A 13,467-nucleotide genomic window follows, 5' to 3' on the forward strand; every position below is an offset into this window, starting at 1 on the left:
TCCCTCGATACCGCCAGAAAGCAAAGTGCGGGCCGTGTTCCGGTACACACCGGACACGGCCCGCACGGCGCGCGAAGTCCACGGAGCGGTATCACGCCGCCGCCCGGAGACTCAGTCGTCCGACTCCTCGGGGTCGCCGCCCTCCAGGAGGCTCTTCTGCAGGACAGGTCCCTCGCCCGGAGCGAGAGAGCCGAGAATCCGCTCAAGGTCCTCCATGGAGGCGAACTCCACGGTGATCTTGCCCTTCTTCTGACCGAGGTCGACCTTGACCCGGGTTTCGAAGCGATCCGACAGACGCGTCGCGAGGTCGGTCAGTGCCGGGGAGACGCGAGCGCCGGCCCGCGGCCCCTTGGAACGCTGAGCCGCCTTGGGCCGCGATCCCATGAGAGTCACGATCTCCTCGACGGCGCGCACCGACAACCCCTCGGCCACGATCCGGTGCGCCAGCCGGTCCTGCTCCTCCGAGTCCTCCACGGAGAGCAGCGCACGTGCGTGTCCGGCGGACAGCACACCCGCCGCCACCCGGCGCTGAACCGCCGGAGACAACTTCAGCAGACGCAGCGTGTTGGAGACCTGCGGACGGGACCGGCCGATGCGGTCGGCCAGCTGGTCGTGGGTGCAGTTGAAGTCCTTCAGCAGCTGGTCGTAGGCGGCCGCCTCTTCCAGCGGGTTCAGCTGCGCCCGGTGCAGGTTCTCCAGCAGTGCGTCCAGGAGGAGCTTCTCGTCGTCCGTGGCACGCACGATCGCCGGGATCGCCTCAAGGCCCGCCTCACGGCAAGCCCGCCAGCGCCGCTCGCCCATGATGAGCTCATAGCGGGCGTAACCCAGCTGACGTACGACGACCGGCTGGAGAAGACCGACCTCCTTGATGGAGGTGACGAGCTCCTGCAGTGCGTCCTCGTCGAAGACCTCACGGGGCTGACGCGGGTTGGGTGTGATGGAGTCGAGCGGCAGCTCGGCGAAATGGGCGCCCATGGGAGGTGCGGGCATGTCCACTCCGTCGTCCACCGACGGCTCTTCGGTTTCACGTGAAACAGGCGGCAGTGTGGCCACCTTGGCCGCGGCCACGCCACGGTCAGATGTCAGCACCGGCACCGCCGTGGGAGACGTGGATGCAGCACCTCCCACCGCTGTCTGGGCCGGCGTCCTCTCGGTCGGGGCCGCAGGGATCAGCGCCCCGAGACCACGGCCCAGTCCCCTCCGTCGCTCGCTCACTGGATCCCCTCCACCATGCTCTGGTCGCTCTGGGCGCCGATGTGTGCGTGCGTCGCGTCATAGCTGACGCCCACACCCTTCAGCGCGATTTCTCGGGCCGCCTCCAGATAGGAGAGGGCACCGCTCGAACCTGGATCGTAGGTCAGGACCGTCTGCCCGTAGCTCGGCGCCTCGGAGATACGGACCGAGCGCGGGATGCTCGTCCGCAGTACCTCTTCGCCGAAGTGGCTACGAACCTCGTCCGCCACCTGGGAGGCCAGGCGTGTCCGGCCGTCGTACATGGTGAGCAGGATCGTCGAGACATGCAGCGCGGGGTTGAGGTGCCCCCGTACCAGGTCGACGTTGCGCAGCAGCTGCCCCAGACCCTCCAGTGCGTAGTACTCGCACTGGATCGGGATCAGGACCTCCTGGCCCGCGACGAGCGCGTTGACGGTCAACAGGCCCAGGGAGGGCGGGCAGTCGATGAGGATGTAGTCCAGTGGCTGCTCATAGGCCTGGATCGCCCGCTGAAGACGGCTCTCGCGCGCCACCAGCGACACCAACTCGATCTCCGCACCGGCGAGATCGATCGTGGCTGGGGCGCAGAAGAGACCCTCGACATCGGGGACCGGCTGGACGACCTCGGAGAGCGGCTTGCTCTCGACCAACACGTCGTAGATGGACGGGACTTCCGCGTGGTGGTCGATTCCCAGAGCGGTGGACGCGTTGCCCTGCGGGTCGAGGTCGATCACCAGGACACGCCCGCCATGCAGAGCCAGCGAAGCGGCCAGGTTGACCGTCGTCGTTGTCTTGCCCACCCCACCCTTCTGGTTGGCGACGACGATGACACGGGTCTGATCAGGTCTCGGCAGACCCTCACCGGCCCGGCCCAGAGCCTCGACCGCCAGTTGGGCAGCACGACCGATGGGAGTGTCGTCCATCGGGGGCGGTGTTTCACGTGAAACATCGTCCCCCGGCGACTCGGTACGGGGACCGGGGACCGGATCGGTCATCGGTCCCGCGATGTTGGCGTCGGACCGCAAGGATTCACTCTCCTCGACTTCAGGCTCGCAATGAACAGAGCCTCCCATGCCTTCGGGGTCGTGAACCAGTGAGGCCTGGTGTTCTGTGGAGAAATCCACCTCTGTGGACAACTCCGTGCCCTGTGAGGGGGACGGAGTGTCATCGGAAGCGGCCGGGGCCTCGCCGAGTGAGCCGAGAGGCTTGCGGTCTCGGGGTTCGGCCGCGGCGCGGCCGCGGCTGATAATGCCGTGCAGCAGTGAGCGACGTTTCACGTGAAACACGATGCACAGCAGCCGTGACCGGACTGTCGCGACACTCCGTGATGCATAGGTTTGGCAGCTTGTGTGGAGTACGTCTCGTCCTCAGGACGGATCAGCGTCGCCGGCGTGCCCGTCCCGTGCGCGCAGCCTTCGCCCGCTTCGCCGCGAACCGCACCCCGCCGGGGCTCTCCCCGACCTCGACACGCACGACCGTGGACAGGGGGTCCACGACGCCCTCTCCCACGTGCAGGATGGAAGTGCCTACTGCGCCGAGCTTGCTCAGCGCCGTACTCGCGGCCTTGAGCTCCTCCTCCGCGGTATCGCCCTTGAGCGCGAGCATCTCACCGTAAGGACGGAGCAACGGAATGCCCCAGGTCGCCAATCGGTCGAGTGGGGCCACCGCCCGTGCCGTGACCACATGGACCGGTGGGAGCTTGCCCATGACTTCCTCGGCGCGGCCTCGCACGACCGTGACATGGTCCAGGCCGAGCAGCTCGACGACCTCGGTGAGGAAGTTCGTCCGCCGCAGCAGAGGCTCCAGCAGCGTGATCTTCAGGTCCTCGCGGACCAGGGCCAGCGGGATACCCGGCAGACCTGCACCGGAACCGACATCGCAGACGGTGACCCCTTCAGGCACGACCTCCGAGAGCACCGCACAGTTCAGCAGATGCCGCTCCCACAGCCGGGGCACTTCCCGGGGACCGATGAGCCCTCGCTGCACGCCTGCCTCGGCCAGCAGCTCCGCGTACCGGACCGCGTCCGCGAAGCGATCGCCGAATACCGCCCGGGCCTCCTCGGGAGCGGTGGGGAGCTCCGCTGCCTCCGTCACGGGGACCGTCCTTCCGTACCCTCCAGCGCGCACGCGCTGACTACCAGGCTGACAAAGATCGGCCCCGCCTGCGCAACAGACGGGGCCGGTGGAGCGTGGGACCGCTCAGGCAGGCAGCACGACGACGAAGCGCTGCGGCTCCTCGCCCTCGGACTCGCTGCGCAGCCCCGCGGCCTTGACGGCGTCGTGCACGACCTTGCGCTCGAACGGCGTCATCGGCTTGAGCTTCACGGGAGCACCGCTGTTCCTGACCTCGGCAGCGGCCTTGGCGCCGAGCTCGGAGAGCTCGGAGCGCTTGTTGGCGCGGTATCCCGCGATGTCCAGCATCAGCCGGCTGCGGTCACCGGTCTCCCGGTGCACGGCCAGGCGCGTGAGCTCCTGGAGCGCCTCCAGCACCTCACCGTCCCGGCCGACCAGCTTCTGCAGGTCGCGGGTTCCCGCGTCGCTGATGATCGAGACAGCGGCGCGGTCGCCCTCGACGTCCATGTCGATGTCGCCGTCGAGGTCGGCGATGTCCAGCAGACCTTCGAGGTAGTCCGCCGCGATCTCGCCCTCCTGCTCCAGGCGGGTCAGGGTGTCTGCACCCTCGGCAGCGGCGGAGGTGGTGCCTTCCGTCACGGGATGGACTCCTTCTTACTTCTTGGACGAGGACTTGGGCCGCTGCGGCCCCTTGCGCTGGCCGGACTGGGCCCGGCTGCGGCCCCCGCCACCGGACTTCGGCGCCGCCTTACCGGCCGATTCCGCCGCGGCGTCCTGCGGCTCGTCGGACTTGCTCAGCGAGGTCGCCGGCGCGGAGGTGTTCTCGGCGTCGGTCCTCTCGGCCCCGCCCGCGGGCTTGGATCCGCCGGTGGTCTGACGCTTGGACTTCGGCTGCCGCTTCGGCTGCTGACGCTTCTGAGCGGCGGCGGTGGTCGGCGTACCGTCCTCGGCGACCGTGGCCACGGCACCCTCGCTCTTCACGACGTTGCCGTCGGGCTGGGCCGCGAGACCGGCCTTGCTCAGACCGTTGATGAACTTGCGCTCGTAGTCGTTGCGGTCCCGGCCCTTGGCGACGATGGCCTTGACGATCGCACGCTCACGCCGGCTGCGGGTCTTGCCGTGGTGCGTGACGTGCTTGTACAGCCGGTCCAGGTAGGAGGCCTGGGCCTTGGAACCCGGGGTCGGGTTGTTGTGGATGACGTACATCTGCTGGCCCATGGTCCACACGTTGGTGGTCAGCCAGTAGACGAGGACGCCGACCGGGAAGTTGATGCCGAAGACGGCGAAGATGACCGGGAAGATGTACATCAGCATCTTCTGCTGCTGCATGAACGGCGTCTTCACCGAGGTGTCGACGTTCTTCGTCATCAGCTGGCGCTGCGTGTAGAACTGCGACAGCGACATCAGGACGATCATGATCGCCGTGACGATCCGTACGTCGAGGATCGAGGAGCCGAGCGCCTCGACCTTGTCCGCGCTGTCGGTGAACTTCGCAGCGAGCGGGGCACCGAAGATGTGTGCCTTCTGCGCGCTCTCCAGCAGCCGGGTGTTGATCACGCCGATGGTGTCGTTCGACGCGATGCTGTTGAGCACGTGGTACAGGGCGAAGAAGAACGGCGACTGCGCGAGGATGGGAAGGCACGAGGAGAGCGGGTTGGTGCCCGTCTCCTTGTACAGCTTCATCATCTCTTCGGACTGACGCTGCTTGTCGTTCTTGTAGCGCTCCTGGATCTTCTTCATCTCGGGCTGGAGCGTCTGCATGGCCCGGGTCGCCTTGATCTGCTTCACGAAGAGCGGGATCAGGCAGATGCGGATCAGGATCACCAGCGACACGATGGACAGGCCCCAGGCCCAGCCCGTGTCAGGGCCGAAGAGCGCACCGTACAGCGAGTGGAACTGGACGATGACCCACGAAACGGGTGTGGTGATAAAGCTGAAGAGGCTGGCAATCGTGTCCACTAATCATGCTCCTTGGGCATGGGACGAGGTCTCTGCGGCCGGGCTCGAAGGAACGTCGCTCGAAGGACTCGAAGGTCCGTTCGCTTCGGTGGCCGTTTCGGCGGCGGAGGGCCCGCCCTTGCGTGCGCGCCATGTGTTGCGCAGCATCTCGTGCCACCGCGGACGCTTGCGCGGCGGGACATGGTCCACGCCGCCCAGCGACCACGGATTGCAGCGCAGGATGCGCCAGGCCGTGAGCGCTGTGCCCTTGAGGGCACCGTGCCGGTCGATGGCCGTGTAGCCGTAGTGGGAACACGACGGGTAGTACTTGCACACCGGCCCGAGCAGCGGGCTGATGGTCCACTGGTACAGCTTGATCAGCGCCAGCAGCGGGTACTTCATCGCGCGCCCCCTCCCAGCAGCCGCTGCAGGGCGGCGTCCAGGTCTCGGGCCAGCTGTGCATGGTCGGCGTCACCCGCACCGGGCAGCGCTCGTACGACTACCAGGCTACCGGGGGGCAGCAGGTCGACCCGGTCACGCATCAGATGGCGCAGTCTGCGCTTCACTGTGTTGCGTACGACCGCGCCGCCCACAGCCTTGCTCACGACGAAACCCGCACGTGTCCGGGGAGCGCTCTCCCCAGGCGCGTGCGGGTCCGTGGCACCGCTACGAAGGTGGACGACGAGGAGTGGGCGGCCGGCCCGGCGTCCTCGTCGTACCGCGGTCGCGAAGTCCTCGCGCCGCCTCAGCCGGTTCTCGGTGGGCAGCACGACGTCATGACCTGATCGGAATCAGGCGGACAGGCGGGCGCGACCCTTGCTACGGCGGGACGCGAGAATCGCGCGGCCGGCACGGGTGCGCATACGCAGCCGGAAGCCGTGGGTCTTGGCGCGACGACGGTTGTTCGGCTGGAAGGTGCGCTTGCTCACTCGGGGGCTCCAGAAGAAATCGGGGTTTGCGGGGTGCCGTCCTGGCTGTCACCGTGCGCCCACGAGTAGCTCGCGTTACGCCCGAGTGCACCGCTGTCCGATCACCTTGACGCGATCTGTGCCCATCGGAGGCAGGCGGCAGCAGCCATCGACAACTCGACCTGGTTACGGTACGCGCGGCTACGCCATCCGGTCAAACCAAGGGCCACGGGGAGACACTGTCCACAGCCTGGGGACAACAACTTGAACCGTACCCGTCGCGCTGACTACCGTGGCTGGACTCCGATTCGTTCCCTTATCCCCGCCCGACCCGATTTACATCCCGACCCGTCCCACAACCACACGTTCGTGGGACCCGTGAGAGAGCGTGCCCTGTGGCTGACGTACCTGCCGATCTTGCCGCAGTGTGGCCACGAGTACTCGAGCAACTTCTCGGTGAGGGCCGTGGACAGGGCGTCGAGACCAAGGACGAACACTGGATCCGGCGCTGCCAGCCGCTCGCGCTGGTCGCCGACACCGCGCTGCTCGCCGTGCCGAACGAGTTTGCGAAGGGTGTGCTGGAGGGGCGCCTCGCACCGATCGTGAGCGAGACGCTGAGCCGGGAGTGCGGCCGCCCGATCCGGATCGCTATCACCGTCGACGACTCCGCGGGTGAGCCCCCGCCGTCCCCGCCGGCGCCCCCGGTCCCGCCCCAGCAGCGCTACGAGGAGCCGGAGCGCCCGCCCGGGCAGTACGAGAGGTACGGCCGGCACCGCGCCGAGCAGCTCCCGGGCTCGCCCGGCGACCAGCTCCCCAGCCCGCGCCCCGCTTATCCCTCGGAGTACCAGCGCCCAGAGCCGGGCGCCTGGCCGCGGCCGTCGCAGGACGAGTACAGCTGGCAGCAGCAACGCCTCGGCTTCCCCGAGCGCGATCCGTACGCGACGCCGTCGCGCGAGCCGTACGACTCACAGGACACGTACGGCTCACAGGACACGTACGGCTCACAGGACTCGTACGGCGCCCCGTCGCAGGACTCCTACGGCCCGCCCGCCCAGGACTACCGCCCGCAGGGCCGGGAGCGGCCGTACGAGCAGCAGCGCTCGGAGTACGAGCCGTCACGCGGCGACTACGACCAGCGCGACGCCCGCCGGGAGCTGCCCGAGCAGCAGATCGGCGGCGGGCAGGTGCACCGCGGCCCGGCCGGCGCCTCGCTGCCGGTGTCCAGCGGCGCCCCCGGTCCGCTCGCCGCGCAGCCCGCGCCGGCGACCGGTCCCGGGGAGCCGACCGCGCGGCTGAACCCGAAGTACCTGTTCGACACGTTCGTCATCGGCGCCTCGAACCGTTTCGCCCACGCGGCCGCCGTGGCCGTCGCGGAGGCTCCGGCGAAGGCCTACAACCCCCTCTTCATCTATGGGGAGTCGGGCCTCGGCAAGACGCACCTGCTGCACGCGATCGGACACTACGCGCGGAGCCTGTACCCGGGCACGCGCGTGCGGTACGTGAGCTCGGAGGAGTTCACCAACGAGTTCATCAACTCCATCCGCGACGGCAAGGGCGACAGCTTCCGCAAGCGGTACCGCGAGATGGACATCCTGCTGGTCGACGACATCCAGTTCCTGGCGGACAAGGAGTCGACCCAGGAGGAGTTCTTCCACACCTTCAACACCCTGCACAACGCGAACAAGCAGATCGTGCTGTCCAGCGACCGGCCACCGAAGCAGCTGGTGACGCTGGAGGACCGGTTGCGGAACCGTTTCGAGTGGGGACTGATCACGGACGTCCAGCCGCCGGAGCTGGAGACCCGGATCGCGATTCTGCGCAAGAAGGCGGTGCAGGAGCAGCTCAACGCCCCGCCGGAGGTACTGGAGTTCATCGCCTCGCGGATCTCGCGGAACATCCGTGAGTTGGAAGGCGCGCTGATCAGGGTGACGGCGTTCGCCTCGCTCAACCGGCAGCCGGTGGATCTGGGCCTGACGGAGATCGTCCTGAAGGACCTGATCCCCGGCGGTGAGGACTCCACCCCGGAGATCACTTCGACGGCCATCATGAGCGCCACCGCCGACTACTTCGGCCTGACGGTCGAGGACCTGTGCGGCAGCTCCCGGGGCCGCCAGCTCGTCACGGCCCGCCAGATCGCCATGTACCTGTGCCGTGAGCTCACGGACCTGTCGCTGCCGAAGATCGGCGCGCTGTTCGGCGGCCGCGACCACACGACGGTGATGCACGCGGACCGCAAGATCCGCAATCTGATGGCCGAGCGGCGCTCCATCTACAACCAGGTGACCGAGCTGACGAACCGCATCAAGAACGGCTGACAGCGGCCGTCGTACGCCGCCGAGGGCGCCCCGGGACGAGTTCCCCGGGGCGCCCTTCGCCGTTCCGCGGCAACCCGCTGTTCGAATACCTGCCGGGTTACGGCCACTCTCCACAGATTCGGTGAGTTTCTCCCGTCCACATGCTGGGGACTGGGAAGTTGTCCAGATCGTGTCCACAGCCACGCCTGTTGAAAGACCATCAGACCAGGTCAACTGCTTGTGGATTGGTGGACGAACGATCTCCACAGACTGTGGAAAGCGAGCGCGTCCACAAGCTGTGCACGGAGTTGTCCACGGGCAACCCACAGGCTGGGGGCGGTTGTCCCCAGCGATCCCCAGCTTCTCCACAGCGCTGTCCACTGTTCGGCAACCCGACGCGCCTGATCACCGGGTCGAGTGAAAGGCGTCACACAAAGGTGCCAGGTTGGGCTGTGGGAAAGGTGGGTAAAGCTGGGGACAGCGTTGGGGAGAAGTCGGCCCGGCCTGTGCACGGGGTGTGCAGAACTTTCTTTTCTCCACAGACAGACCTGGTTGTCCACCGCCGCCGCCCACAGGGCCCGTGGACAAAATCTCCGCTCTGAGCTGCGTAAACGCGGTTATCCACGGTATCCACAGCCCCTACTACTACTCCCGACTAGAGAGAGCGGGGAATTCGCTTCGAAGGGGGTCCTGTGCACAACTCGCTGCTCGGTGCCCGGCTGCCCCTCGTCACGACTTGACCCCGAGAGGCACCTACTGTCAGTGCGGTGCGTCAGACTGGTCCCGGTGTCCTTCCCTCCACAGGGTCCGATGACACCGAGACAGACGACGAAGCCAGGCAGGGCGAGAAGCGCCGGCAACAGCAGGAGGCGGCAACAGTGAAGATCCGGGTGGAACGCGACGTACTCGCGGAGGCCGTGGCCTGGGCGGCGCGCAGCCTCCCGGCCCGGCCGCCGGCGCCTGTCCTCGCCGGCCTGCTGCTGAAGGCCGAGGACGGCCAGCTGAGCCTGTCCAGCTTCGACTACGAGGTCTCCGCACGCGTCTCGGTGGAGGCCGAGGTCGAGGAGGACGGCACGGTCCTCGTCTCCGGCCGGCTGCTCGCCGACATCTCCCGCGCTCTCCCCAACCGGCCGGTCGAGATTTCCACAGACGGTGTACGGGCGACGGTGGTGTGCGGCTCCTCGCGATTCACACTCCACACCCTGCCTGTGGAGGAGTACCCGGCGCTCCCGCAGATGCCGAACGCGACGGGCACGGTCCCCGGTGAGGTCTTCGCCGCCGCGGCCGCCCAGGTCGCCATCGCCGCCGGCCGGGACGACACGCTGCCCGTGCTGACCGGTGTGCGCATCGAGATCGAGGGCGACAAGGTCACCCTGGCGTCCACCGACCGCTACCGCTTCGCGGTCCGCGAGTTCCTGTGGAAGCCGGAGAACCCGGAGGCCTCGGCGGTCGCCCTGGTGCCCGCCAAGACGCTCCTGGACACCGCCAAGGCGCTGACCAGCGGCGACAGCGTCACGCTGGCGCTGTCCGGCTCTGGTGCGGGCGAGGGCCTGATCGGCTTCGAGGGCGCCGGCCGTCGGACGACGACCCGTCTGCTGGAGGGCGACCTCCCGAAGTACCGCACGCTGTTCCCGACGGAGTTCAACAGCGTCGCCGTCATCGAGACCGCCCCGTTCGTGGAGGCTGTCAAGCGTGTGGCCCTGGTCGCCGAGCGGAACACCCCGGTGCGGCTGAGCTTCGAGCAGGGCGTGCTGATCCTGGAGGCAGGTTCCAGCGACGACGCACAGGCTGTGGAAAGGGTCGACGCCCAGCTGGAGGGCGACGACATCTCGATCGCCTTCAACCCGACGTTCCTGCTGGACGGCCTGAGCGCCATCGACTCCCCGGTGGCCCAGCTGTCGTTCACGACCTCCACCAAGCCCGCGCTGCTCAGCGGCAAGCCGGCGCTGGACGCCGAGGCGGACGAGGCGTACAAGTACCTGATCATGCCGGTGCGGCTCAGCGGCTGACGCCGTCAGGGCCGGGCAGACCGGTGATCCACAGGACCGCGAAGGCTGTGGATCACCGGATGCGAAGCCGCAGGTGGGGCGGTACGCGTGAGCGCGTATGCCCACAGATGTGCGCGACCGTCCGGGTCTAGGCTCGGACACGGGTACGAAAGTGCCCGACGCCACCTCGCAACACCTGTCGCAACCTAAGGAACACAACTGATGGAGCTCGGTCTCGTCGGCCTCGGCAAGATGGGCGGCAACATGCGCGAGCGGATCCGCCGCGCGGGCCACACCGTCGTCGGATACGACCGCAATCCGGACCTCGCCGATGTCCACAGCCTGGAAGAGCTTGTGGGCAAGCTCAGCGGCCCGCGCGTCGTGTGGGTGATGGTCCCGGCCGGTGCCGCCACCCAGTCGACCATCGACCGGCTGGCCGAGCTCCTGGAGCCCGGCGACGTCGTCGTGGACGGCGGCAACTCCCGCTGGACGGACGACGAGAAGCACGCCGCGGAGCTGGCCGCCAAGGGCATCGGCTTCGTCGACTGCGGTGTCTCCGGCGGCGTCTGGGGCCTGGAGAACGGCTACGCGCTGATGTACGGCGGCGACGCGGCGGACGTCGCCAAGGTGCAGCCGGTCTTCGACGCGCTCAAGCCCGAGGGCGACTTCGGCTCCGTACACGCCGGCAAGGTCGGCGCGGGCCACTTCGCGAAGATGGTCCACAACGGCATCGAGTACGCCATGATGCAGGCCTACGCCGAGGGCTGGGAGCTCCTGGAGAAGGTCGACTCCGTGACCGACGTGCGGGAGGTCTTCCGGTCCTGGCAGGAGGGCACCGTCATCCGCTCCTGGCTGCTGGACCTCGCCGTCAACGCCCTCGACGAGGACGAGCACCTGGACAGGTTGCGCGGTTATGCACAGGACTCCGGCGAGGGCCGCTGGACTGTGGAAGCCGCCATCGACAACGCCGTGCCGCTGCCCGCGATCACGGCCTCCCTCTTCGCGCGGTTCGCCTCGCGCCAGGAGGACTCGCCGCAGATGAAGATGATCGCGGCGCTGCGGAACCAGTTCGGTGGCCACGCGGTCGAGAAGAAGTAAGTCCCACAAGAAGTCCTACAGAAGTCCCACAAGAAGTAACCAGCACCACAGGACGCTGGGGGAGGTCGGCGCACCACCATGCATGTCACGCATCTGTCGCTCGCCGACTTCCGCTCGTACGCCCGGGTCGAAGTCCCGCTCGACCCGGGCGTCACCGCCTTCGTCGGCCCCAACGGCCAGGGCAAGACCAACCTCGTCGAGGCGGTCGGCTACCTCGCCACCCTCGGCAGCCATCGCGTCTCCTCCGACGCGCCCCTGGTCCGCATGGGCGCCGAGCGCGCGGTCATCCGGGCCCAGGTCCGGCAGGGCGACCGGCAGCAGCTGGTCGAGCTGGAACTCAACCCGGGCAAGGCCAACCGGGCCCGCATCAACAGGTCCTCGCAGGTCAGGCCGCGTGACGTACTCGGCATCGTCCGCACCGTACTGTTCGCGCCCGAGGACCTCGCCCTGGTCAAGGGCGATCCCGGGGAGCGGCGCCGCTTCCTGGACGAGCTGGTCACCGCCCGCTCCCCGCGCATGGCCGGCGTGCGCTCCGACTACGACCGCGTCCTCAAGCAGCGCAACACCCTGCTGAAGTCGGCCGCGCTGGCCCGGCGGCACGGCGGTCGTTCCGTCGATCTGTCCACGCTCGACGTCTGGGACCAGCACCTCGCGCGCGCGGGTGCCGAACTGCTCGCCCAGCGCCTCGAACTGGTCTCCGCCCTCCAGCCGCTCGCCGACAAGGCGTACGAGCAGCTCGCCCCCGGCGGTGGTCCGGTCGCCCTGGAGTACAAGCCGTCGTCCCCCGGCGACGCCCACACACGCGAGGCGCTCTTCGAGCAGCTCATGGCCGCGCTCGCGGACGCCCGCAAGCAGGAGATCGAGCGGGGCGTCACCCTGGTGGGCCCCCACCGGGACGATCTGAGCCTCAACCTCGGCGAGATGCCCGCCAAGGGTTACGCCTCGCACGGCGAGTCCTGGTCCTACGCACTGGCGCTGCGCCTCGCCTCCTACGACCTGCTGCGTGCCGAGGGCAACGAGCCCGTGCTGATCCTCGACGACGTCTTCGCCGAGCTCGACACCCGCCGCCGCGAGCGGCTGGCCGAGCTCGTCGCGCCCGGCGAGCAGGTGCTGGTGACGGCCGCGGTCGACGACGACGTACCGCATGTGCTGGTGGGGGCGCGGTACAGCGTGGCCGACGGGGTGGTGGAACGCGCATGACGACGCAGGGACCTGCCCCGAAGAACCCCGAACCCTCGGGCGTCGACCTCGCGCGTGTGGCGCTGCGTGCGGCGAAGGAGGCCGCACGCGCGCGTGGGGACGCGGTGCAGCAGAAGAAGCAGGCGCGCCGCGGCGGCCTGCGCTCCGGCGCACGCGCCGACGGACGCGATCCCATGGCGCTCGGCTCCGCGATCAACCGGCTGATCAGTGAGCGCGGCTGGGAGGCCCCGGCCGCGGTGGGCGGCGTGATGGGCCGCTGGCCGCAGATCGTCGGCGACGACGTGGCCAAGCACTGCGTCCCGGAGAAGTACGACGAGGACGAGCGCGTGCTCGTCGTGCGATGCGACTCGACCGCCTGGGCCACCAATCTGCGGCTGCTCGCCCCCACGCTCGTCGCCCGGCTCAACGAGGACCTCGGCCACGGAGCGGTCAAGGCGATCAAGGTGCAGGGTCCCAGTGGTCCCACCCGTCGCTACGGCCCCTTGCGCGCCCCGGGGAGCACCGGACCCGGCGACACCTACGGCTGAGTGACGCCGCTCTCGGCGTGAACTGCATCACGTTTCGCGAGTGACTCAGGCCACGTCGGCGGGAGCCGGTGGCGGGGGTTTTCCACAGGCGTGCACTGATCGTCGTACAACCGCACGCGGTTGCGAATACTGACCTGACGCCGGAGTAGCGAAGGGTTGACGCCCGGAAGCGCTGAGTGCCTCTGTGAGCCTCTTGGAGCCCCCTTCCGCATATCGGGACCCGGCCGAC

At 68.5% G+C, this 13,467-nt stretch carries 13 protein-coding genes; 5 read left to right on the top strand and 8 right to left on the bottom strand.

Going from position 1 to position 13,467, the window contains the following annotated elements:
• Positions 1 to 111: 111 nt before the first annotated feature.
• The 8 genes from ACIHCM_RS05370 to rpmH form a co-directional block, all read right to left on the bottom strand.
• Positions 112 to 1,215, bottom strand: coding sequence for a ParB/RepB/Spo0J family partition protein (locus tag ACIHCM_RS05370; protein ID WP_399889413.1), 1,104 nt, complete (start codon positions 1,213 to 1,215; stop codon positions 112 to 114).
• Positions 1,212 to 2,285 (bottom strand): ParA family protein, encoded by a 1,074-nt coding sequence (locus ACIHCM_RS05375; protein ID WP_399890551.1) that lies wholly within the window; start codon positions 2,283 to 2,285, stop codon positions 1,212 to 1,214. The genes ACIHCM_RS05370 and ACIHCM_RS05375 overlap by 4 nt, the downstream gene beginning before the upstream one ends.
• Positions 2,286 to 2,589: 304 nt before the next feature.
• Positions 2,590 to 3,306, bottom strand: coding sequence for a 16S rRNA (guanine(527)-N(7))-methyltransferase RsmG (gene rsmG, locus ACIHCM_RS05380; protein WP_393103207.1), 717 nt, complete (start codon positions 3,304 to 3,306; stop codon positions 2,590 to 2,592).
• Positions 3,307 to 3,411: 105 nt separating this feature from the next.
• Entirely contained in the window at positions 3,412 to 3,924 is a 513-nt protein-coding gene (locus ACIHCM_RS05385) for a protein jag (RefSeq protein ID WP_399889417.1), read from the bottom strand.
• Between the two features lie 15 nt (positions 3,925 to 3,939).
• Complete coding sequence (yidC, locus tag ACIHCM_RS05390; RefSeq protein ID WP_399889420.1) at positions 3,940 to 5,244, bottom strand: membrane protein insertase YidC; 1,305 nt, start codon at positions 5,242 to 5,244, stop codon at positions 3,940 to 3,942.
• Between the two features lie 3 nt (positions 5,245 to 5,247).
• Positions 5,248 to 5,625 (bottom strand): membrane protein insertion efficiency factor YidD, encoded by a 378-nt coding sequence (yidD, locus tag ACIHCM_RS05395; protein ID WP_399889423.1) that lies wholly within the window; start codon positions 5,623 to 5,625, stop codon positions 5,248 to 5,250.
• Positions 5,622 to 5,993, bottom strand: a complete 372-nt coding sequence (gene rnpA / locus ACIHCM_RS05400) for a ribonuclease P protein component (RefSeq protein ID WP_393103216.1) — start codon at positions 5,991 to 5,993, stop codon at positions 5,622 to 5,624. The genes yidD and rnpA overlap by 4 nt, the downstream gene beginning before the upstream one ends.
• Before the next feature lie 21 nt (positions 5,994 to 6,014).
• Complete coding sequence (gene rpmH, locus ACIHCM_RS05405; protein ID WP_003956500.1) at positions 6,015 to 6,152, bottom strand: 50S ribosomal protein L34; 138 nt, start codon at positions 6,150 to 6,152, stop codon at positions 6,015 to 6,017.
• Positions 6,153 to 6,526: 374 nt separating this feature from the next.
• Between rpmH and dnaA the strand changes: the two genes are divergently transcribed.
• The 5 genes from dnaA to ACIHCM_RS05430 all read left to right on the top strand — a co-directional run bounded on the left by dnaA (position 6,527) and on the right by ACIHCM_RS05430 (position 13,238).
• A complete protein-coding gene (gene dnaA / locus ACIHCM_RS05410; protein ID WP_399889427.1) occupies positions 6,527 to 8,446 on the top strand; it encodes a chromosomal replication initiator protein DnaA in 1,920 nt (639 codons plus the stop codon).
• Between the two features lie 857 nt (positions 8,447 to 9,303).
• Positions 9,304 to 10,434: a DNA polymerase III subunit beta gene (gene dnaN, locus ACIHCM_RS05415; RefSeq protein WP_393103220.1), complete on the top strand. Its 1,131-nt coding sequence runs from the start codon at positions 9,304 to 9,306 to the stop codon at positions 10,432 to 10,434.
• Positions 10,435 to 10,635: 201 nt separating this feature from the next.
• On the top strand, positions 10,636 to 11,511 hold the full coding sequence (gene gnd / locus ACIHCM_RS05420; protein ID WP_399889431.1) for a phosphogluconate dehydrogenase (NAD(+)-dependent, decarboxylating): 876 nt from the start codon (positions 10,636 to 10,638) through the stop codon (positions 11,509 to 11,511).
• A gap of 78 nt (positions 11,512 to 11,589) precedes the next feature.
• Complete coding sequence (recF, locus tag ACIHCM_RS05425) at positions 11,590 to 12,711, top strand: DNA replication/repair protein RecF (protein WP_399889433.1); 1,122 nt, start codon at positions 11,590 to 11,592, stop codon at positions 12,709 to 12,711.
• Positions 12,708 to 13,238, top strand: coding sequence for a DUF721 domain-containing protein (locus tag ACIHCM_RS05430; protein WP_399889436.1), 531 nt, complete (start codon positions 12,708 to 12,710; stop codon positions 13,236 to 13,238). Before recF ends, ACIHCM_RS05430 begins: the two co-directional genes overlap by 4 nt.
• The last annotated feature ends 229 nt before the right edge of the window (positions 13,239 to 13,467 follow it).

The organism is Streptomyces sp. NPDC052023, from assembly GCF_044548465.1.
GTDB lineage: Bacteria > Actinomycetota > Actinomycetes > Streptomycetales > Streptomycetaceae > Streptomyces.

Bases quoted from the DNA above. Each gene is read 5' to 3' on its own strand.
- ACIHCM_RS05375 (WP_399890551.1), bottom strand. From the start codon at position 2,285: ATGGGAGGCTCTGTTCATTGCGAGCCTGAAGTCGAGGAGAGTGAATCC.
- yidD (WP_399889423.1), bottom strand. From the start codon at position 5,625: ATGAAGTACCCGCTGCTGGCGCTGATCAAGCTGTACCAGTGGACCATC.
- gnd (WP_399889431.1), top strand. From the start codon at position 10,636: ATGGAGCTCGGTCTCGTCGGCCTCGGCAAGATGGGCGGCAACATGCGC.
- recF (WP_399889433.1), top strand. From the start codon at position 11,590: ATGCATGTCACGCATCTGTCGCTCGCCGACTTCCGCTCGTACGCCCGG.
- ACIHCM_RS05430 (WP_399889436.1), top strand. From the start codon at position 12,708: ATGACGACGCAGGGACCTGCCCCGAAGAACCCCGAACCCTCGGGCGTC.